Origin of the sequence: Halobaculum rubrum (assembly GCF_019880225.1) — an archaeon.
GTDB lineage: Archaea > Halobacteriota > Halobacteria > Halobacteriales > Haloferacaceae > Halobaculum > Halobaculum rubrum.
The window spans coordinates 1-21,509 of sequence record NZ_CP082285.1; the positions used below are offsets into that span (position 1 = coordinate 1).

Sequence of the window (21,509 nt, forward strand, 5' to 3'; positions counted from 1 at the left end):
GGCTACGACCAAATTCTGTAGCAATTCGGCCCAGTATTGTAGTTAGTCTAGTTAGCCTAACTACCTAGCCTAACTCGGTAGGGTAACTACTAAGGCTCATAGAATAGATCCTCAGAATGTGCTAACGTATGCGACCTACTCGGAGTCCGGGGGGATTGGGAAGACCTCCCTGTGTGCAGCGCTCGCGAGAGCGCACTCCGACAACGGGCTCGATGTCCTCGTCGTGGATATGGACCCACAAAACGGCGACGTGAGCCGGTTGCTCGGCGTCGATGAAGATCGAGAGCAAGAGAACGTCGATACGCTCTCCCACCATCTCGTCGACCGACCACAAGGCGCGCTCAAGGACCTCGTCCGCGGGAGCGGCGAAGGATTCGACGTCTTGCCCGCGCACAACACACTCTCACGGCTCGCTGACTGGCTCGATAAGGCTGAGGCCCTCGCCGACGACATGGGTGAGGAATTCCATCGGCACGAACGCCTGTTCGAGGTGCTGCGCGACAGCGGTCTCGTAAACGAGTACGACGTGTTGATCGTCGACCCACCCGCGACAGAGGGGCCGCATCTCTACAACGCGCTCGCGGCGACGCGGAACCTCGTCGTCCCGACGGAGTTGTCTGGGAAGGGGATGGCCGCCATCGAGGGACTGTCGAGTCTCGTGACCGGGTTCGAGAAGGAGATCGGTGCCGAAATCGGTGTCCTCGCAGTCGTCCCGAACGGGATCAAACACACGACGGACCAGCAGCACTATCGCCAAGAGATCGAAGCACTCGGCTACGATGTTCCGATCATCATCGGTGAACGGTCGTCGCTGTTCGAAGGCTGTTGGCGCCAGCAGTGTACGCCGTTCCACCTCGTCGAGGAGCACCGCTCGCGAAAGCGCGACTACGAACAGGAGACGCTCGAGCAGCTGCGTGAGCTTGCGACGTTCATCGAAAACGCATGAGTGAGGGACCTACCATGAAAGCCGGATCATCCAACGACCCATTCAGCGACGACGACCAGGACGAACAGCCCGAGGAAGAGCCTGTCGAGGAGATTGACGACGAGGGGGCCGATGCGAACACGTCGGAGCCAGTCCCTGAATCGCGTCCGGAACGCGAGGAGGTCGTCGACGAGCGCGATACCAACAGTGGGTCGCGACTCGATCAGTATCCGTACAAGCTGCGTCGGGACTCCGTAAAAGACGAGCGCGATATGGTCCAGTTGTACGTTCAAAATTCAACTGAGCGGCGCTCAACAGCCCGGAAAGCCGAGTTTGAAGAAGAACATGAGGTGGATGTCTACCTGACCGACTGGCGTGAGGCAGCGTTCCTCGCCGGTGTTGAGGAACGCGGGATCGCCGATGTGCTTCGCGAGTGGGGATACGATTTGTAAGAGACTCTCTGATATCCCGTAGTTCGGTCAGAATTATTCGTCCGAACGCGACTGATCAAACCGATCTGAGTATTCTCCCTGTCTCGTCTCCTCGTTGGTCTTGTACCCCCGAAAGCGGACGTCTGGCGGATTGTGATGCGCCTCACGGACATCGTACCAGTAGCGATTGTCTTCCTGATACAGGCACAGAACCCAGTCTTCCTTCTTCCCAAGTTTCGTCGGCAGTTTGGCGCTGCTGTAGGGTCTCCTCGGGAATTCATCTAACACGATATCCTCGAGGTTCTGTGCTTCAGTTGGGGTAAAGAAGAGATATTTCCCGTCCTTAGTCTCGTTCGCATCATCGATTGGTCGTGAGTGTTCGACCCCGTGGTTGCTAAAGTAGTACACCCACCCGTCTGTCGTCGTTCGATCTACTTCATCAGGAAGTTCAGCTAGTGAGCGTAGTGAGTCTGGGCGAATCTCTTCTCGGTATTGGATACAGGCTTCGACGTACTCGAGGGCAGTCTCACGGAAGGTGCCATCTCTCGGTGGCGTGTCCTCGTCAGGTGGAGCGAAGTGTGTCAATTCCTCGAACACGTCATCAGTGAGGTCCGATGTCAACGACTCGCGCAGTTGTTCCAACCGACTATCGCTCACTACGCCCGGTTGAGTACCCAAGTCGGTGACACCGTTCGGTGGCGTAGGTTTGGATCGGGTCATGGTTCTTCGACGCCAATGTCGTAGTAGAACAGCCGAAAGTTTGCGTAGAGATCTCCCTCGAGGTACTCCTCTATCGTTCTCAGTAGATCGGCTTTGACTCCTGTTTCGCCGAAACGGGCGGCTTGGAGGTATGTCGGACCGAGCTCTTCCCCAAACCGAGTATTGTCAAGTGGTTCTCCCTTCCACATTACCTGCGGAGGATCCTCGCCGTAGGCCTCCAGTGACGATTCCAACGACGGGAATGATTTGCCCTGAGATCGCGCCAAGTCGACGCGGTCGTCCTGCATTAGGTCAACGTGTAACTCGGGACTGAAGAGGCTGGGTCTCTGAGCTTCGACACCAAGGATTTCGAGGCGGTCAGTGAGATAGTCGAGATCGAACCACTTCCCGTTGTAGGTAACAAGGAAGTCAGCGTCAAGCTGCTCCAGATATCGGTATGCAGACTGGATAACGTCCGCTTCGTCATCGCCACTGTTCCGGTGGAACATCTCGACAGAGGCCTCGTCAACCGGCTCATCTCGGTCGTGGATACCGATTCCAACCGAGACAGTCTCGCCGTCGTCGGGCTCCAATGACGTTGTCTCGATGTCCAGCGTCGCCACCCGGTCATGGCCGGGATCGTCTCTATCAATCTGCACGGATTACATCCAAGATGATACTAACTTAAACCTCCGTTTCGATAGAATCGGGCCACGTCAGATTACGCGTTTCCTCGGTTCTCAAGTACGCTTTCGCGTGGAACGTCGAAGGCGGCCGCCAAGTTGTAATCAGCGAGAGAATCGATCTCGTTGCCCCGTCGCACAGTATCCACCGTCGCTAGTACGCTCTGCGACACCATACTGCTCAAGATAGTCGATCCGAGCCCTCACTTCCTCTTCTGGAAGCGAGAGCTCGTCGGCAAGTTCGGAGATCGATTTCGGCGTGGTCTCATCAAGAGCGAGCTGCAGTTCGTAGCCATCCATATACCGTTCATGAATGTCAGGAACGACATCATCAAGGGGAGTTTGGATCCCTGCCTGTTCGTCTAGTTCCTCGAGGGCCTCGGAGACGTAGGTGACAAATCGCTCACCGCCGAGAAGATCAGCTTGCCGATCTAATTCTCGTTCAATCCCGTCGAATTCCAATCCTGTCTGCACGAGTGTGGCCATGTCACCGATGTCGTCTGGCCGGCCGGCAACGGATTTGAACAAGAAAATATCCTCGAAGGAGACGAGACCCACGGAGAGGGTGTCAGTCGACAGAAACGGCTCACTTCGGGCTTTCATTCCGTCACTGAAGAACAGCTTGTTGGCTATCTGGCGGTGGAACAGATCGATTTGGCACCCATCGTCGTTACGGACACAATGACGTGCTCCGAGCGCATCATACTCTTCGCCTAAGTCTGTGACCTCCTCGTATCCTAACGACTCAAGCCCTCCGAGCAGGCGCTTGTACCCATCTTCGTTTGCAACGACCAGGTCGATGTCTTTCGTCGTGTCCTTGAGATCACGTAACGACATCGCACCGCCGCCGATAAGATACGCATCAACGGGAGTTGCTAACGCATCCGCGATTCGCCCGAGTTCGCGTTCAATATACCCCCGGTCGAACCGGTTCCGCTTACTCATAGATCAATTTCGTAGTCTGCTGCGGTTTGTTTGAACTCTTTCCATTCTGGGAACTGGTCGCCCGAACGACTGCCGTCGGTTTCGAGATACTCACACAACGCTTCTACAAGCTCAACTAGACTCTGAGCGGCTTCTGGATCGTACTGGGTTGCACTCTCGCGAAGGGAATCAACGTCGAGCGACTGTGCAGCGATCAACAGCAGACAGTACGTCCGATACCGTGAGCCGTCGTCGATGAGGAGCGTGTGGGAAACAAGTTCTGCAGGAGAGATCCCAGCGAGGCGGTCAGACCGAATGTAGTACTGCCGTTGTTTGGTGAGCAGCGGGATTCCGAACTGTTCGAACGCCGGCGGCCCTGTCTCATAGAATGCGTCCGCATCAACGGTCGATTCACACGCGAAGAGGTACTCGTCGTGCCGCTCCCAAATGATATTCACACCACTCGTGTATTCTTCCGCTTCGAGTCGGTGGGCCTGGTGGCTGAGGCCCCGAGCAATCGACGGGAGCGTCGAGAATGGGTCGTTGACTCGGTACTGAGAGTTGTGTTTGCCAACGATGCCAACCATCTGGAGATCATCCAGTCGGCGATAGACTGTCGAGCGACCCAAGCCACTCAACTTGGCCAGCTCCGTCGCAGTGTGAGGGCCCTTAAGATAGTAGAGAATTGTGAGCCCAGCCCCTCCGAGTAGATCTGGAAAATCGACGTGCTGGTATTCGACAAAGAGTGTTTCCAGTTCTTCGACCGGCTTCGTCTCTGCGGGTGAGACCAACTTCTGCTCGTTGGTGGCTTCCACTCTAACAACCCCAGCACTCGCTAGTGAAGACACGAGTCGGGACGTCTGACTCAAACTCCTGTTAATCTCTCCTGATAGCGTACTAATTGATAGCTTAGAACCCTCATGCGCTACGAGCGCTGACAAAACATCGAATTGGCGTTTGGAGATCATATTGTCCCACAGAACGCAACCACTGTATATACTACTTTCTCTTTTTGGGACAACTAACTATGAGACAGACAAGTCAGATAGTAGATATTACAAGAATCGTATATGTTTTGATTGGGAGTTCGCCTGTCAAGGAGCGGACGGGGATCATCAGTGAGATTCTATTCGAACAACGGTGTGTTGGAGTCTGAATTACCCCACAATCAAAATTGTGGGATATAAGGAGAGCCAGTGGATCAATCAGTGCGCCGGTGGATATTGGATTCCAGAATACCGGCTATTCGGTGGGATTCACCCCCACCATTTCCAGTAATAGCGATTCCCCCTACCCCACGCCGTTGATATCAGCGTGCCCCAGGGCTCCGATTCACGATCGTTGATGTCGAGTTTTCCAGCGAGTGCGGAGAGCGCTGACTCAAACCTTACATCGGACATACCCCCCTCCAGTAGACACACCCCCAGTTTACATTGGACGCACCCCCGTCAGACGCGGTGCAGTCTGCTATTTGTGTCGGGGACGGAGCGTCTCTTCGACGAAGTCGCCAAGTCGTGAATCCGGTTCGAGGTTGTCGAGGACCGTCTCGATTTTCACGTCGAGCTCGTAGCGGTTCGTCTTCCCCAGGCCCTGCCCACGACCGCGGGTCTCTTTCGTGAGGATCCCGCTGTCAGCAAGGTCGTTGAGTTTGTCGCGGAACCGGCGCTCGGAGATCGTATTGGCGTCAACGTCGTTGCAGAACACCTGGTAGATATCGTGGAGATCCTTCGTCTCTGCCGCCTTCGTGCCGGTGATCGTCGCCTGTGTCACAGTCAGCAGCGCGAGTGCACGCTGCATCGGCAGCGAACGGATACCTCGTTCGACAGCGGCGCGCTCGAGGTACTCGTGGGCTTCTTGGACGTGCTCGGCTGTGACCGCACCCTCGCCGGCTTCGTCAGCAAACCGGCATGCCCGGAACATGAGCTTGATCGCCTCGCGGGCGTCGCCGGAGTCTTGCGCGGCGTACGCCGAGGCCAGCGGGATCGCATCATCAGCGAGAACGTCGCTTTCGAGGGTTTCAAACGGGTTGTCAGGGTCGGAGAACGACGTATCGCGAAGGCCGCCAGCGGCACGTCGGGCAAGAATATTCCGGAGCTGGTTCGCATCGTAGGGTGCGAACTCGATCTCATCCTCGCCAAGCGAGGACCGAACGTCTGCGTTGAGATTGTCGCGGAACCGGTAGTCGTTCGTGATACCGATCAGCGAGAGACGCACGCCCTCAGGATTCGCCCTGGACAGCTCATACAACACGTAGTCATCGTTGCCGATGGCGTCGATCTCGTCGAGGATCACGATCACGGTGCCGCCAATCGCCTCGAGCTCCGAGATGATCATCTCGAAGAGCGTCTTCTTCGGATGTCCGCTCGGGAGTTCCTCACCTGGTCCGTACTGCTTCTCGCGAAGCGCCTTGATCAGGTGCGTCATCACGTGGTACGACTTCTCCATCCCCTTGCAGCGGACGTGGACCACGCAGACATCTTTGTCGTGCTCGTCAGCGTACCGCTGTAATTGACTCGTCTTCAGGCTGATCCCGACGGTTTTCCCTTGGCCAGTGGGACCGTAGACGAACGCGTTGATCGGGTCGTATCCCTGAGCGGCGGGCTCGAGCGTCGAGTGGAGGTTATTGAGTTCAGCCTCACGCTCGGGGAGCGTCTCGGGTTGGTAGGTCTGTGTGTTCGGATTTAACCGATCCATGTCGGCGAAGATGGTGTCGTCGCCGCCGAACGAGCGCATGAGTCGTTGCTCTGACGGGGGCGAGTTAACCCTTCCGTCCGCGCGATGGGTGCCCGTCCGGTAGCGGGGGGTGTGTCCAATGTAAACTGCGTCAGTGAGGTCTCGGTGTGCCGAAGGGAGGGACGGGGGTGCGTCCAATGTAAACTCACGAGAGAGGGGCGGGAGAAGCGCTGAGGCGGTCGAGCCGGTTCTAATTGTGGGCTAGTTTTATCATCCACTGGTTAGTATACGGACCGTACTAGACTAGTGTCGTGCAGTGAAGTGGTAGCGTGGCTTGTGAGTTTGAAGATCGGCCTACCTTTTTGAGGTTTACATTGGACGCACCCCCCCTCCCCGTGGGGGTAGATCGTCAGCAGCGTCGAGTACCGCGGAGGCACACTTTCTGAGGAGACCAAGGACGGTCTCGCCGTCCAAGTCGCTCGGATCCATCGGATTCAGGAGTAGAAGTGTTGTACCACTGAATGGTCGTGAAATAGTATTCAGTTCTCTCATCAAAATCTTGCTACCCCCTGCAATCCCAGTTTCAGTCAACACTCACGCCAGTCTTACTCCCCTGCAACCAACGCCGTCTGGCGGTTTTCGAGTCCAGCAGGTAGCCGTCCGACTCTCGCGACCGTCATGGCTTCTTGGTCGGGAGCCTCGTCGACGAGCGTCGCGATGACCGGCGCCCACGCTCCCAAGCGGCGGTCGAGCGCTCGGAGCTCGCCGATGTCGATGTCTTTCGGTGGGCGCTTCCAGACGTCGGCACCGAACGCCCCGTCGGGATTGTGGAGGAGATCGGCGTCGTCGAGGAGCACCAGTGCACCCCAGTTGACGTGGCCATCCTCGTGCATCGCCGCCATCCACAGCTCTTCTTCGTCGTCGAGCGTTCGAACCCCGCCATCACGGCTACTCCACCACGGAGACACTGTCGCAACCAAGAGGCCATCATCTTCGCGAGTCACGAACTGCAGACCTTCGAGATCCTCGCGAATGGTCCGCCACATCGATTCAGAGATGCCCACACGCTCTTCGTACAGTTCGCGTGCTCGCAGTGGCTCGTCTGCAGCGAGCAGTTCCTGAAGACACTTGCCCGCCGACGGTGGAAGCGTCGGGAGGACGTGCTCGGGAGATATCTGCGAGAGCGCGTACTCAATATCGCGAGTGGTCAGCTGTTCGGTCCCTTCGCGAGCTGGCAGTGAGTGGACCGCTTCGGCGATCGCGAGGCCCGATGTCCGCCAGGCCTCGCCTCGGGCAGTCATCGCGACCAGCACTCTCGCAAGGCGCTCGATATCGTCTGAGTCAGGGTTCACCCACTGAGAGCGGTCGCCGCGCAGGTCCTCCCAGCCCTTCTCAGCGAGCTCGCGCTCGAGGTAGTCTCGCGCCCAGCGGTACGTCGACGCAGAGGTGACGCTGATGTCGATGACTGGGGCGTCCTCAGCGCCCTCTGCGACCGCCTCGCGGGGCTCGACCGCGCCGAGTGCGTCCTCGACGAACGGCCGGAGGTCATCGGCGCCGGCCGCGGTTGGGTCCGCAGAGCCGCCCTGGATGACCCACTGCGCTGTCGGCTCAGCGTGGCGGTCGGTCTCATCCATCTCCAGCGACAGGCGGTGTTTCAGCCGCTCGCCGTCCGTCTCGACCGTGTGTCGGTTGGCTGCGTGGTGGCCGAAGGTGAAATGCTTGGGCACGGTGTAGCGGAAGAAGTCACAGAAGTCCGCCAGCGCGCTCGGATTCCGGAGCAGGTTGCCGACGTTCGGGACGCGGATCGGGAACACCACCTCGATCCCGACTGCGTGCAGCAGTTTCGTGCCCATCGTGAGGATGCCCTGGCCGAGTTCTTTCAGCGCCTTCCCCTGCTCGGCGTTCTGGTACGTCTCGTCATCGGCCAGCAGTTCGAGTAGGTGTGCACACCGGCCGCGAACCCGGGCCACCCAGTTCGCACGCACCGTTTTGTCCGGGTCGACAGCTGGGTGATCGTCGTCGGTCGCGAGCCAGCCGAACTGGTGGCCGTATAGGTAGCCCTCGACATCGTCGTCGATGTCGAGCCCATCAAGCGGGATCCTTCCCAGATCGTCGCCGATCCGCTCGTCCATCGACATCTGCTCCCAGAGATGCGGGTCGAACAGCATCCGGCCCAGCCGCGTGAGCATGGAATCAGAGCCACCCCACTGCAGCGGTGCAACGAGTGTCGCCGTCTTTGAATTGAAGTTCGCCTGTGTCACCTTCCCCGCGCCAAGATCGTCACCGTCCTCGAGGTCGCGGTCGACGGACTCGGGAGCAGGATACAGCTCCTCGGTAGGAGTATCGACACTGGTCACAACAGCGTCTTGGGCCAGCGAGCGAAGGACCCGGTGCTGGAACTCCGAGCTGTAGCGGTGGTGGTCCGCATCGTACTCGCCGAAGTACTGCAGGTGCGTAGCGCCTTGTGGCGGCTTGACGCGGGCGATATCACGGTCGAGCGACCGGGCGGTCGGCGGCAGTCGGTCGGTGCGGTCGGCGGTGGCGGTCTCCCCGGCGGGGTCCCCCTCCCCGTGGGACGGCTGGCGCTGAGCACTACACTTGTTGGTGCTATTGCAGGGGGTAGCAAGACCGGTCCAGTTTGCCTGCTGCTCAGGATGGACCAACACGAGGGCGTCGTTCAGTAACTCCGCTGCAGCAGCACCCAGCGGCGTCTGACGCCACTTGTGTCCGACCTGTTCAGCTAATCCTGCGTCAGCGAGATCGGCTAGGTAGCCGTACACAGAGCCGTCTGCAGCGAGACACACACCAGTCTCGACGACCGCACTCGCACGCTGGAGATCGTCCTGAGAGAGTGCTGCAAGGACACTATACTTCTTCGTGGACCCACGGCCGGCGTACTTGCGAGCCGCTCGATACGCTTCGAGGGGAGCCGGTCGATCGTGGCCGTCCGCGCTGCGGGAGTGGAACCGGTCGCGGGTTTCAGTAAGACGCTCATCGGTCCACACAGGGAGCGCCTCTTCGAGCTCGCCGAACAGCTTCCCATCGAGCCCACCAGGGACAGTGATGCGGACGTCGACGACGATCGAGAGCACCTCGAGCACGTCGAGGAGGCGCTCAATACGGCGTGTGTCGTCGCCGGAGAGCACGTTCAGCCACTCGCGGCGGTCCAGCGTCACCCGGAGGCGGGGCGGCCGCTCGCGAAGCGCAAGCGCCGGCACGACGGACCTGATGAGATCCTCGCGACCAAAGCCCTCTCGGGCAGCATCTTGCCCGCTCGCGAAAGCGGTGAGCGTTCGAAGCAGCGTCGCCCGTGTCACCTGCCGTTCGGCGTCGGCTCTCGAGATGGAGCCGTCTGCCGTCAAGGAGAGTCCAGCGCGTCGGCGGACCGCGTCAATACGGTCCGACCACGTTTCACCAACACCCTCGACTGCAGAACTATCCTGGTAGATCAACGCGAACTTCGCGGCGGCGTGCGCCCACGCGCCGTTGCCAGCCACGATTCCGCGTTCGTGAATGAGGACGTGTGCCAGCTGGTGGGCGGTCCGCGCATCAAAGTCACGTCGGCGCGCGAAATCGGCGATACCGCCGATCGTCGCCGGCAGAAGCGCTTCGAGCAGTCGGTCGGTCTCAGTCACCGTGGGTTCGAGCTCGGAAACCTCCGCTGCAAGTGACTGTTGGCCACCGTCGACGAACGTCTGGCCCGCTGTCTCGAAGGCGAGGGTAGTCTCATTAGTGACCGCCGGCAAGTCGGCAACGTCCTCGACCTCGATCGCGTTGGCCTCGTCGACGGGTGAGCGTACTGGGAGGTCCTCGTCCGGGCGGACCGGTGCGGGTGCGTCGACGCCGAACTCAACCTCGTCGGCAAACGCCTCACGCTGTGACGTCCGCTGGCGTTCCGCCAACTGCTCTGCTTGCGTTTGGAAGACGTCCTCATACTCGGGCGACCAGCCGTCGCTGATCGACGGCGCCCAGTAGACCTGGTCGCCCTGCTCGGCGACAGTCTGGTCGGGGTGCGCCTCCCCAGCTCGGTCTGCATTGAGTCGCGAGCGGATCTCACGGAGCTCCGCAACAGGGCCAGTCTCGGTGTACCGGACGTTCCGATGGAGCCGAGTGTGTTGGCACCTCGGGCACGTGATCGCGACTTGGTCGGCCTTCTCGACGATGAACAGCCCGTGGCAGTTGGGACACTCGAGCAGTCCGTGGCTGCTCACTGCCCCACACCCCCGAGTGACTGTCGGCGAGTGGATACAATTGGGAGTCCAGTTGGTAACAAGAGGGCGAACACCGTGGGCTGGGGGATGTAGAGCATCGAACGATCTATGGGGAGTGCGACGTCGAGACAGCGAGACTCGTGACTACGCGGGAATACCGCCGAAACGCCCGGCTATAGGCGAGAGAGGGCGCGAGCGCGCTGCACAGCGCCGTCGCTAGTCGGGGGCAAACTATTTCATGGGGTCCGACCAAGAAGCAGGTAGTTGGGCCAAGTGTGGGAGGATCGCGGTCGATCCCCCCATTCTTCTTGGTCGGAGCCCGTTTGGGTAGTGCCTGCTTTGTCTGTTCGATGCGGTCGCTTCCCCCCTTAATATGAGTACCGCCGTTTGCGGTCGGGGAGTCCGCGTCGTCGGTCGGATTGTCTGACGCATGCGTGACGAACGCGCCACTACTGGGGTGCTGATGGGATCGGGCTGGCACCGCGACACTAGCCGGTCGCCGTGGGGCGGACGTCGTGATGTATCGAGTATCGTGCATGGGGCGGTTTCGTCGCTTGAGCCGTTGCTGGACAGCGCTGCAGCTGCTCGGGGAATACCGTCGAGCGTGAGTGGCAGCGATACCACTCCTCGACTGGGGGCAAGCTATATTTTCCCGGGCTCTACAGAACTGAGTGGTTAGCTGGGGGGAGGAAGGTCGTACCTTTCCTCCTCTGCTCTGTAGAACACCAGTGAGCCGTGGGGTTGTCCTTTGCTTCCATTAATCTCGAACCCATCTTCCGTAATAACGCTTGGGCGATTTTGGATTTCAGCCATCGCGCCGTCTGACGATTGGGTGGCGATCGTCGCGGGCTGTCGCACACCACACTCTGAGGGGTCACCATAGGCGGCAACCGAAACGGGGCAATCTTTTTATAGATGGTATCTGAAACGACCCCGGCTCGATTCAGCGTGTTCTGTTGAATGGGTGCCTGTTGACGTGCACGAACAGTACAGACGATTGGAGAGCCTCGGAACACACGCCACTCTGAATGGCCCGGGCAGTCATCTACCAACCTCCGTTGATGACGGGGTAGATGATCACAGTGCGTACAGAATTGTTCGGCCGCACTGGGCTGCTCTTCGAGTGCGGCGATCAGTGACTGATGGTCGTCCATCGGCTTGCGTTCCTCACGAACGAGCTTGGCCAGGACTTCAGTCGTGGGCTGTGCGTCAGCGTCGGGCGTGTCAGCGTTGTCACTCATGGTGTCGGTGTGTGGCGGATTGGTTGGCGGGCGAACGGCGGACGCGGTGGTGTGGCGCGCCTACTCGTGGTCACCCCGCTGTGGGGTCAGTGTGCACTCAGCGGGCTGTTCGCCGTCGCCTGCGTCGAAGTGCGCAATCGCCCAGCGGGCGTGCGACGCGATATCGACGAGGGCCTTTGGTACCACTGTCGTCGTTGCCGGGAGCGTGCAAACGATCTCGTCGTCATCACCGGCTGCATCAACGACCGGAGTCTGGGATTCGAGGACTGTTTTGAATTCCTGGGTGGATAGTGTTTCATTGACGGCCTGATAGGCGGTCCACCGATCATAGCTTTCGCGCACCACCACCAGCGATGACCGCGGGTCGCGGACGAGCTCGCTGAGACGGCGGTTCACCTCCTCGACGCTCATGTCTAGGTCGGCCGCGCAGGTGACCGCCGAGAACTCGGTCGGGAATTCGAAGGAGTCTGTGAGGTACTTCCAGATCTCTCGTTTGTCCTGCCAGCTGCGGGTTCCAAGAATTGTGATCGAGTTTTGGGGGGTATCTTCGTCGGGGGACACGTTATCATCAGGGGTGCTGGTGATCGGGAGGCGGTCTCCGGCGGTCGTTTCGACGATCACGGTGTGACCGCGGCTCTCAACGACAGTGACCGGGTCGTCGCGGCTGTCCCACGTGAGGATGTAGCCCTCATGGAGATCTTCGGGGGTGAACGGGGCGATCGCATAGGGTGCGGTGGGCGTGGTCATTGAGTGGAGCGGTGGGCACGCGCGAACGCGAGTTGCATCGCTTGACGGATGTGATAGCGTGCGTCGGCGTCGTCGGTCAGGTGGAGCGCTTCCTCGAGACGATCTGTGAGTGGGTCTGCAGCGAGTGGTCCGGGGAGTTGACAGTCACAGGGGCCGGCCCGGACGGTGCCCGGGCCAGTGACCGACAGGGACCTGACTGGGTCGCCGCAGTTGGGACAACTGGGGGCGGAGTCACCGATGTCGTGAATCGAGGAATGGGGGATACTCTCGATGTCGGTGGACTCCACGTAGAGGAGCTGTTGGCCAGCGTCGGTGAGGACGTACTTCTCGTCGATGTGCCTGACCAGGCCTTTGTTGGTGAGGTCGCTGAGTGCCTCGTCGTCGGGATCGGGGTTAGGGTCCGTCTCAGCCATGAAGTGGCTGCTGCCACGTGTGAACGAGTGCTTGGGTTGCTCACTGCGGTCGCGTTCACGCCGGGCGATGAGATTCAGCGTCGTGCGTTCGATTGAGGTGAGGTCGGTCCAGGCGATGTCTTCGGGGTCGACGTCGGGTGAGTTGTTCATTTGTCAGCCTCCGTGAGGACGGCTGCGAGGTCGTCCCGGCGACTACGGAGAAGCTCGTAGCCTGCGTCGGTGAGTTCATATTCGTTCGTACGATCGTCGACGCTTGTTTTCGTGATGAGCCCCTGGTCAGTGAGGTCATCGAGCGTTGGATAGAGTCGACCGTGATTGATCGCCTTGTTGTAGTACTCCCCGAGGAAGTCGCGAATCGCGAGGCCATAGGTGAGTACGTCCTCGCGTTCGAGTCGGGCGATCGCGTAGAGGACGTTGCCCTCAAAGGCGGTGAGATCCGTCCATGTGGGGTGGGGTGATGGTGCCGCCGTCGGTGACGTATGGGGCAGCGTGGGCGCTCACGAGACGACACCTCCAGTGGCGCGAGTACGCGCGTTGTGTTGGCGGGCTGGTTTGTCTTCGGGGTCGATGTGTGTGGGGTCACGCTTACCGGCGGCGCTGCTTCGTGAGAGGCGGGGCATCGAGTCGCAGGCCTGACAGCGGTGGGCGCGATCGGCGTCATCGCCGAAGACGCGCGCGAACCGCTCGGAGACGTGCCTGCCGCAGTGAAGACTCTCGGGGCGGTGGGTGGTGAGGCGATTCATCGGGGCGCCTCCGTGTTCAGTGCATCAGGGCTGGCGTGGCGAAGTTGTGCGTAGCGGCTGTCGTACGCGTTGGGGTCGGGGTCGGGCGCGCACCACTGGCAGATGGGACCGTCGTAGTCGTCGGGATCGATGGGTATCCAGTCAGTGTCGGTGTGCTGGAGCCCGGCGCGGCAGTGTGGGGTGTCCGGGTCGTTCGGATCAGGGTGGTGCGCTCGGGCGTCACGGCGCGCGTCGACGAGGTAGTGTGCTGGTTGTTCGTCGTCGTCTCCGGCACGTTGAAGCCGGGTGGGGCGTGTTGTGATCATGTCGCTTGCTGGAGCGGAATTGACCGCTCCGGGCTGGTTGCGACCCCACGCGGCGGTTCGGTGCTGGTACACCGGCCGCCGTAATGCGTGGGCGGGTCCGCCGCGTAGCGTCGCTTGTCTGCTCATATGCTGTAATGCACTTAACTATTGCCCATAGCCAACAGATCTCGGTAATCAGATTCATATCTCGAACAAAGAATCGTATTCTGTGACCAGAGGGCCGGATCCGTCTCACACAAAAGTCGATATTCTCAGGCAGTTCATAGAGACGCCTGACCCGGTCTTGTTCGTCTCTGAGGTATCCGAATACTTCGACAAGAGTGATGAATGGGCTCGTGGCAGGATGAACGAACTTGTTGAAGACGGCTATCTTGACAGCAAAAAGCCCGGTAGGCGGACGCGTGTATACTGGATAACGCGTGAGGGAAGAGAATACTACGCCTCCACGTCGGCCTCGGACAACCAGTAAATTCGGGTTCTGTGGCCAGGTTTCTTCGATTCCAACTCCCCACGATCTACTAGTTCGTTCAACCGTTTCCGAGCTCCTTCGGAGGACATCCCCCAGTCTTCCGAACACTCTCCCGCACTGAAACAGGGATCTTGTGAACTCTGAAAATACTCGAGAATCTCTGAATCGGTGATCTTCATTTTCCCAGCGGGCATCTACCTGTATCTCCAAACAGTTGCCCATAGGCAAAAATATTATGTGGCTAGTAGTACATTGATCTGGCAGGCACAGACGAGCCTCTTCGGGTGAATCTGTCTCAGAATCGCCCCGGTGGTTGGAACACCGGAGCCGGGCTGTGCCTGCGTCTGCTATGAACCAAGCAAGCCCGTCGCCTGCTAACGGCGACTCGACCAATAAGGGTACCGACGACAACCACATCCCAACACCAGCGAGGTGGTCGGTGTGAGCACCCGCGTCTACGGCGTTACCTGTGCCGGCTGCAGCTCCTTGATGCTCCGTGGGGAAGGCGACGTCCGGATCTGCTCGCGGTGCGAGACCGAGCACGCAGTTCCTGCAGGCCGATGAGTAACTGTCGCGTTGAGCAGCGTCGGCAAGCAGATCGCCTCGCCGATACGCTCGCGTTGAATCAGTCGGTCGTCGCCGTCAACGTGTTCGCTCCTGGTGTCGGCGCCCGCGATGGCTGGGTCGTTGAGGCGACGTTAGATCGCGCGTCGACCCCGACCGCTGTGTTGCGGACGCTTGCAGCTGGCAGCGCGATTGTGGTGGATGCGAGTCCGCAGGGACCGGCAAATATGATCGTGACCGCGACGATCCTCCCTCTTCGGTAACCTCGCTGAGAAGGTTGCTCACCAAAGAGACACCTCCGTAGTTCTCCGAAAGCGGTGTCGTGTCGCCAACATCTTCGACATTTTCAACGGGCTCCTGGCGAATCGCCATGTCCCTCGTGCTGGCGCACTCATCTTCACGCTCTGTCTGGCGCTTCGGGAGGTAGATCGCCGTCCCCGTCGGCCCGTAATCGAGGCGCCTCTTTTCAACAATATTGGGTTTTATTCCCCGACTTTTACCTAAATATTTAGTATTTGTAGCCGTTCTTGGAGCTGCGCATTATCTTCTATCTTCGGAACACGTTCCGTAACTTCCCACGTTAGAAGTTTTCCAGAGTCTGCTGGCGGCGTTGTGATCGGGACACATTCGTTATGATGACCTCAGCAACATCGCCACGTCCACTTGCATCTCGATTGATAAACCGAGGTGCTTCGACAAACTCCACTTCAAATCCATCGGCACTCTCATACAACTCACGTACCGGAGGTGAATTTGAAAGGACGACTGATACCCCTCGTGAATCTAGTTCCACTGCGAGATCACGAAGCCGGCGCTGATCGTCTCTGTCGAATCCCTCTGCTTGGTACTGAGTGAAATCAGCAGTCTTTGAGACCGGCTTGTACGGGGGATCAAAGTACACGAGATCACCACTCGATACTGCATTACTCACGTACTCGAAATCCTCATTGTAGATATCGACAGCCGAGAAGACGGCACTCACCGACCGGATCTGGTCCTCACGGACAAAATCTGGGTCATGATGTTTCCCGACTGGGACATTGAATTCGCCGCTTTGGTTCTCACGGTACAGTCCGTTGTATCCGGTCTTATTGAGGAAAATAAACAAGCTCGCCGCCCGGATTTTCTCCTCGGTTGTAAGTGAATCCTGATTGTGTAACTCCCGGAATTCCTTACGACGAGCATAATAGTACTCCTCAGTCTCTTCGTCGTAGTATTCGTTGTCACTAGAGCCTTCGTTCTTGTAGAAATGTGTGCGATTTTCCTCAATCAGTCGTTCTGGATAGTCACGAACAATCTCGTATAGAGTGACCAGCTTGGTATTCAGGTCGTTGATCGATCCTGCAGTAGGTTCTAAATCAAGAAAGACTGCCGCACCGCCAATGAACGGCTCATGATATGCGTCCCACTGCTGTGGAAACCGTCCTTTGATCTCAGAGAGAAGTGGCCGCTTTCCGCCAGCCCACTTCAGGATTGGCTCAGCCATTGATGACCGTCACTTGATACTCCGAGAATAAAAACACGGCTATCGGGTGACTGGGTGGATCAGCACCCGAGAACGGTCTTGCACTCTTCCCAACGATATCAGACGAGTATAACCCGACGATTTTAGCCGTGTGAAAATAGCTGTCAAGATATGACAGACTCACAGGAGGGGAGTGTTCACGGAATCTCCGAAGAACAGGCAATGGCAATTACAGAAGAATTGCTTGCCGATGGGACGGTGGAAATGGGAGAGGACACACCAGTAATCACACACAAACCGACGGGCTGGGAATTCGAGTCCACGATGAAATTGGCATACTTCCACCGTGGCTGGGAGCTCGGGCGTACAGACGATTAATTCTAGTCGAACTGCTCAAACCCAGCTTGGTAGTGGTCCGACGTTTTACGTTCCTCATCCATCGGATTGGAAACAGAGATTTCTAAGTTCGAGACCAACGGTGGCCAGCTTTTCGACCAATACCGCCCCCAGTCTCGTTCAGAGACGGTTTCGCCCCACTCCTGGCCAGTAAATACCTTCTCAACCCAATTGTGAGCACCATCCATGTACAGGAAGACGTCTCCGTTAGTAGAGGCCCGATCCTGATACTCGTCGATCGTCACGAACGCTGGTGAGAACGAAACGCCGTAGTAGTCGCCTGAGCCTTTATTCTCTGAGAGCATTCCCTCCATAGCGTCTCCAACTACGACGTCCTCGAAGACGCTGTCGTCCTCACAAACGAACTGAATCGTGGCACTGGGGTCCTCGTCATTGTCAAACTCCGCTGGGTCGCTAGAGACTGTGATGAACTCAATTTCTCCCTCGTTGATAGAGTAGTCACCAGAGTTGATCAACTCTTTGTACAGTTTGTACGCATATTTGTGGATACGAAGCGTGTATATCTTGCGTTGAAGTTCTGCTTGCGCATCGTGGAGCGTATCCTGTTTAGTCCCGACTTCTGCGAGAGCAGTCGGTCGGACGTGGTCCTCGTAGTACTCGATGTACTCGGAATTCAGCTCGAATCCGAGCGGTTTTCTATCAAGTGCCTCAGCAATCGCTAATGTGGTCCCAATCCCAGCGAACGGATCAAAGACGACGTCACCAGGGTCAGTTGCTAGCCGAACTATTCGTTCAACCAACTGCTCAGGGAACGGGCTTGGATGGAAACTAACCTTAGGCCCCCATTGGCCCTGTTTTGGAATGGGGAATTCCCAAACATTACTCGGGACCATTCCCTTAGGACTGTATCGTTCGGGATAGTTCACCCACCATTGCTCAAACTCATCAGTGTCGCTAACGCGGATTGCGTCTTTGTTGTAGGTGAAGTCGTCCGTCTTAGAGAACATTGAGACGTGTTCGTAGACGTTGCGCATCCGACCTTTCTGGTGCCATGGTCGAGTGCGAAGTTTGTCCCAAATGATGTTGTCTTCCATCCGCCAAGAGTCAGTCAGGGGATTATAGATCTCGTTACATTCGGTACAAATCATGGTCCCAGTCCCGCGATTGCGCTTGAGAGGGGCACCACACTCTTCGTCAGTGCAATGCGTCAACTGGGGGAGATTCTCTATTTCGTCAGCGATGTCGAACGGGAGCCTGACGACGCGGCCCTCTACCTTGTAGGTATCAGTGATGACCCAGAGGGTGGCGTCGTCAGTCGCGATGTTGTAACATTGCCGGAAGATCGACCGAATGTCGTCGAGAAATGATTCGTATGCTTGCTGACCAACTTGCTCGTCGTGGTCCCCATAGTCAATCAAGTCTGCATACGGTGGCGATGTGATGATCACGTCGACGAGGTCTTCAATATCATCGAACTCTTCTTCGAGCCGCTCCTGTAGATGTCGAGAGTCGTGTTGATATACCCGGTAGGGAGATGGGATGTCGGCAGGCATTTTTATCGAATTGGCATCCGACACGGCTACCAATAAATGGGCTGGTACTCGGTTGCAGAAGCGCAGAGGGGTCTCGTCAATCAGCCCCCGACGGCGTCGGTGTGGAGTACTCAATCACGAACCGGTTCTGGTTATTGGATGGTGTATTTCGAATGAACTCATGATCACCCGAGAGAGATCGTTCAACGGTGTCCATCGAGTGTTTGGGGTGGTTCACTTCGAGCCCGAGATTACTCAGGATTGGGGGCGTTTTGTCGGTCCCAAACGCCTCGACCCACTCCCCGCTATCCAGATCAGCTACTAACTGCTGTATGGCTATTGTATCGGTGTAAACGTAGTGGCGGCCGTCCTCGTAGAGAAACAGTTCATCCGACAGGCCTGGAATGTTGTCTTGTTGAACGTCTTCAACCAATTCACACGGCTTGAGGAACGTGACGTCTGCTTTAATTCCAAATCCTGAACAGGGCCGCTGGTTCATCGCTTCATCAGCGTTGTTTGCATAGTCCAACAGTTCGCGTGCGGTCGTCTCTTCGTCAACGACAAAAACTAGATCTACGTGGCCATGGATGTTTTCTGCAATCGATTGATGTCCAAGCTCCTGACTGACAGCGATAACGGACTGGATGTCCAGTTTACTTGGGCTGTCGAAACCACGGATTGAGGCCAGTTCTTCGAGCAGTTTTCGGGAATACTTCACTTGGCGGAGGCCACAGATGAGGTTTTCAATCGCATCTGTAGCATCATCCTCACGCCGCTCATAGTGCCGTTTGACATATTCTTGGACATCTGAATACGCGTCACAGTATTCCTGGTTGAGTTCAACACCAATCGCCCGGCGCTCCATCACCTCAGATTGAGCAACGACAACACCAGATCCTGCGAAAGGGTCTAGAACAACGTCTTTACTATCTGTTGATAGATTTAAGATTCGCTGAATCAGTTGAGGTGGGAGTGCAGCTGGGTGGTCAATTGTCTCCTCATTCCCCGTGAACGACCCCCTCGTCGGTGATTGGAATTTCCAAATGTTTTCTGGCAGTTTCCCCAGCGGGTGATATCGTTCGGGGAAGTCCGCCCACCACTTCTTGTATTTTGCAGGATCTGGCTGACGGATACTATCCATATCCAGCTTAAAGTCTGTGGTTTTACTGAAGCATAGGATGTACTCGAATACATTCCGTAGCCGCCCTTTCTTCGTATAGGGAAGAGCATGATTTTTATCCCATACAATAATGTCTTGCAAATGCCAAGAATCTCCTTGGGTGACGGTCTCACCACAGTTTGCACAAGTTACGTTCCGACCTGCAGGCTCATGAACACGTGAAAGAATGGAAGCGCCACAGCCGGGACACTCCAGATCGTTATCGATATTCTGGCAAATCCGAGCAATATCAAACGGCAGCTGTACGACCTCGTGATTTCGCCGGAAGGTGTTGACGACGACCCACAAGGAGCCATCGTTTTTCGTCATCGTATAGACATCCTTGAAAATATCCTGTAGCTGGGATAGATATTGGCTGTAGCTGCTCTGTTGGCCAACTTCGGCGGCATCTTCAGATCCATATTCCTTCATGTCAAAATACGGTGGCGAAGTAATCGTTGCATCGAGAAATCCCTCAGAAGAGTCAATATCTGTACTGGTTTTTTCACGAAGCTTTGGGAGGAATTCCTGCGTATCGCCATTGTGCAATCCGAATACATCATCAAGAGAACCAATTTCCACCTCCCGAGAGATCTGTTTTGAATCGGTCTCGTCGATAGTTTGATCGGATTCATTACCCGAGGCTCCACCGCTGCTTATCCGCTTTCTATAGTCTTTCCCCTCAGGGTGGTATTCAGACTGAGAGAGCTCCGACTGCATTTCCTCCCAAAGTGTGCTGTTCGTATCTAGCCGCGTTTTTTTGTTGTCCGTCGGGACTTCTCGGGTGTCACTAGTCGGTTGAATCTCCAACTCTCCGCCAAAGTAGTTGTATTGGTTATTTCGAGTTAGGTCAAAGAGGTCCTCGAAGACGGAAGTCATCAGAACACGTCCATTTGCGTAGATGTCTACTCCTTGCCGGCTTTGGTTTGGGCGGTATCGATATCTGAATCGGCCGCTCTGTGTGAGAACCTCAGGATACTCTTCTTCTGCCAAGGCGGTCATCGCATCAATATCCAATTTTCCACCCCGGTAGATTACATCGTACGTGACCCCAGTAGACGTTTGTATCTCGAATTCGTGGGTCGTCAGTGATTCTTCGTCTTCATAGATTGGGGTAATAGCAGGGACGGTGAATGATCCCTGTTCACCTTCAAGAAAGTCATGATAGTGGATGGTGATCTGGGTATCTTCGTGAGCGTTCAGTAGCCTCCGGAATAGCACTCCAAGTCGTTCTCTGATGTATTGCGCCTTGATTGAGAGAGAATTAGCAGCCGGCCAAACGTCACTCTCAAATTGCGTTCTGGCGCACGAAACTTGGATCCGTGTCCCGTGATCACTGTATGCTACTGCTTCAGCGAGATCTGGAATGCCCACTGTCCACTCATCTGGACCAGCATCACTGATCGGAAGGTCTCCTGTAATGGGTCCATTGACGTGTGTGAGCGGACCCTGTGAGGTCTGCGTGACTAGTTTGAACCAGTCTTTGTCGCTCTCAATACCGCGCTGTTTGAGCGATTGCTCGAACCAGGCGATACTGGCCTTGAGGCCCCACCCAACGTTATTTAAGATCCCATCTGAGACTTGTTTACTGCCAGTTCTGAAGACGTGGTTTCGAAGGTCATCACGCGAGATTCCAGGACCTGAATCTGCAATGTATGTTGTGACGGTATCTTCACCCCGGACAATAGAAATTGAAATATTGACCGGATTGTCTGGGTCATCGAAATATGACTCATCAGAAACCGTTGCGGCAACAGAATTGTCGATGAGTTCCTGGAGGGCATCAAGATAGTTTTCATGTTGCTTGGCCATTCCAGGCGCCAGCGTCTGAAGTTCGACTTCTGATTTGCAAGTATCGCTACTCATTGGTGAAAGTCGCAGACAACCATCCTGTGATTACACTCGGGCTGTCGGCTATTGGAGTGTAGTAATTATTCCGCGGCATATCAATTGATCGATGCCGCCTGC

The 21,509-nt window shown here is 56.9% G+C and carries 18 protein-coding genes and 1 pseudogene; 4 read left to right on the top strand and 15 right to left on the bottom strand.

Going from position 1 to position 21,509, the window contains the following annotated elements; translation table 11 throughout:
- Positions 1 to 118: 118 nt before the first annotated feature.
- Together K6T25_RS15090 and K6T25_RS15095 are read left to right on the top strand one after the other, a co-directional pair.
- Positions 119 to 946 carry a ParA family protein gene (locus tag K6T25_RS15090; protein ID WP_222918184.1) on the top strand — a complete coding sequence of 276 codons (828 nt, stop codon included), beginning with the start codon at positions 119 to 121 and terminating at the stop codon, positions 944 to 946.
- Between the two features lie 14 nt (positions 947 to 960).
- On the top strand, positions 961 to 1,377 hold the full coding sequence (locus K6T25_RS15095; RefSeq protein WP_222918185.1) for a DUF7970 domain-containing protein: 417 nt from the start codon (positions 961 to 963) through the stop codon (positions 1,375 to 1,377).
- A gap of 33 nt (positions 1,378 to 1,410) precedes the next feature.
- Here the strand turns inward: K6T25_RS15095 and K6T25_RS15100 are convergent, their stop codons facing one another.
- From K6T25_RS15100 to K6T25_RS15145, 11 genes are all read right to left on the bottom strand, one after another.
- Positions 1,411 to 2,013: a hypothetical protein gene (locus K6T25_RS15100; protein WP_222918187.1), complete on the bottom strand. Its 603-nt coding sequence runs from the start codon at positions 2,011 to 2,013 to the stop codon at positions 1,411 to 1,413.
- A gap of 59 nt (positions 2,014 to 2,072) precedes the next feature.
- Positions 2,073 to 2,714, bottom strand: a complete 642-nt coding sequence (locus tag K6T25_RS15105; RefSeq protein WP_222918188.1) for a ribonuclease H-like domain-containing protein — start codon at positions 2,712 to 2,714, stop codon at positions 2,073 to 2,075.
- 129 nt (positions 2,715 to 2,843) lie between these two features.
- Positions 2,844 to 3,683 carry a hypothetical protein gene (locus tag K6T25_RS15110; RefSeq protein ID WP_222918189.1) on the bottom strand — a complete coding sequence of 280 codons (840 nt, stop codon included), beginning with the start codon at positions 3,681 to 3,683 and terminating at the stop codon, positions 2,844 to 2,846.
- Positions 3,680 to 4,477: a helix-turn-helix domain-containing protein gene (locus tag K6T25_RS15115; protein ID WP_225917877.1), complete on the bottom strand. Its 798-nt coding sequence runs from the start codon at positions 4,475 to 4,477 to the stop codon at positions 3,680 to 3,682. The genes K6T25_RS15110 and K6T25_RS15115 overlap by 4 nt, the downstream gene beginning before the upstream one ends.
- Positions 4,478 to 5,129: 652 nt before the next feature.
- Positions 5,130 to 6,395: a Cdc6/Cdc18 family protein gene (locus tag K6T25_RS15120; RefSeq protein ID WP_222918191.1), complete on the bottom strand. Its 1,266-nt coding sequence runs from the start codon at positions 6,393 to 6,395 to the stop codon at positions 5,130 to 5,132.
- 545 nt (positions 6,396 to 6,940) lie between these two features.
- On the bottom strand, positions 6,941 to 10,546 hold the full coding sequence (locus K6T25_RS15125) for a hypothetical protein (protein ID WP_222918192.1): 3,606 nt from the start codon (positions 10,544 to 10,546) through the stop codon (positions 6,941 to 6,943).
- A gap of 1,301 nt (positions 10,547 to 11,847) precedes the next feature.
- On the bottom strand, positions 11,848 to 12,534 hold the full coding sequence (locus K6T25_RS15130; RefSeq protein WP_222918193.1) for a hypothetical protein: 687 nt from the start codon (positions 12,532 to 12,534) through the stop codon (positions 11,848 to 11,850).
- On the bottom strand, positions 12,531 to 13,097 hold the full coding sequence (locus tag K6T25_RS15135; protein WP_222918194.1) for a winged helix-turn-helix domain-containing protein: 567 nt from the start codon (positions 13,095 to 13,097) through the stop codon (positions 12,531 to 12,533). Before K6T25_RS15135 ends, K6T25_RS15130 begins: the two co-directional genes overlap by 4 nt.
- Positions 13,094 to 13,435: a PadR family transcriptional regulator gene (locus K6T25_RS15725; protein WP_222918240.1), complete on the bottom strand. Its 342-nt coding sequence runs from the start codon at positions 13,433 to 13,435 to the stop codon at positions 13,094 to 13,096. The genes K6T25_RS15135 and K6T25_RS15725 overlap by 4 nt, the downstream gene beginning before the upstream one ends.
- Before the next feature lie 9 nt (positions 13,436 to 13,444).
- The gene (locus K6T25_RS15615) at positions 13,445 to 13,690 is read right to left on the bottom strand and encodes a DUF7563 family protein (RefSeq protein WP_225917878.1); all 246 of its coding nucleotides are present in this window, start codon (positions 13,688 to 13,690) and stop codon (positions 13,445 to 13,447) included.
- Complete coding sequence (locus K6T25_RS15145; protein WP_222918195.1) at positions 13,687 to 13,995, bottom strand: hypothetical protein; 309 nt, start codon at positions 13,993 to 13,995, stop codon at positions 13,687 to 13,689. The genes K6T25_RS15615 and K6T25_RS15145 overlap by 4 nt, the downstream gene beginning before the upstream one ends.
- A 208-nt stretch (positions 13,996 to 14,203) precedes the next feature.
- On the opposite strand from K6T25_RS15145, the gene K6T25_RS15150 reads away from it, so the two are divergent.
- Positions 14,204 to 14,464 carry a helix-turn-helix domain-containing protein gene (locus tag K6T25_RS15150; protein ID WP_222918196.1) on the top strand — a complete coding sequence of 87 codons (261 nt, stop codon included), beginning with the start codon at positions 14,204 to 14,206 and terminating at the stop codon, positions 14,462 to 14,464.
- 816 nt (positions 14,465 to 15,280) lie between these two features.
- On the opposite strand, the pseudogene K6T25_RS15845 reads toward K6T25_RS15150, so the two are convergent.
- Together K6T25_RS15845 and K6T25_RS15155 are read right to left on the bottom strand one after the other, a co-directional pair.
- Positions 15,281 to 15,496 (bottom strand): annotated as a pseudogene (locus tag K6T25_RS15845) (ISNCY family transposase); the annotation flags it as partial.
- Between the two features lie 112 nt (positions 15,497 to 15,608).
- Positions 15,609 to 16,514 carry a DNA adenine methylase gene (locus tag K6T25_RS15155; RefSeq protein WP_222918198.1) on the bottom strand — a complete coding sequence of 302 codons (906 nt, stop codon included), beginning with the start codon at positions 16,512 to 16,514 and terminating at the stop codon, positions 15,609 to 15,611.
- 150 nt (positions 16,515 to 16,664) lie between these two features.
- Between K6T25_RS15155 and K6T25_RS15160 the strand changes: the two genes are divergently transcribed.
- Positions 16,665 to 16,871 carry a DUF8069 family protein gene (locus tag K6T25_RS15160; RefSeq protein WP_222918200.1) on the top strand — a complete coding sequence of 69 codons (207 nt, stop codon included), beginning with the start codon at positions 16,665 to 16,667 and terminating at the stop codon, positions 16,869 to 16,871.
- A 2-nt stretch (positions 16,872 to 16,873) separates the two neighbouring features.
- Here the strand turns inward: K6T25_RS15160 and K6T25_RS15165 are convergent, their stop codons facing one another.
- Both K6T25_RS15165 and K6T25_RS15170 read right to left on the bottom strand, forming a co-directional pair.
- A complete protein-coding gene (locus K6T25_RS15165) occupies positions 16,874 to 18,403 on the bottom strand; it encodes a DNA-methyltransferase (protein WP_222918202.1) in 1,530 nt (509 codons plus the stop codon).
- A 76-nt stretch (positions 18,404 to 18,479) separates the two neighbouring features.
- A complete protein-coding gene (locus tag K6T25_RS15170; protein WP_222918204.1) occupies positions 18,480 to 21,407 on the bottom strand; it encodes a DNA methyltransferase in 2,928 nt (975 codons plus the stop codon).
- Between the last annotated feature and the right edge of the window lie 102 nt (positions 21,408 to 21,509).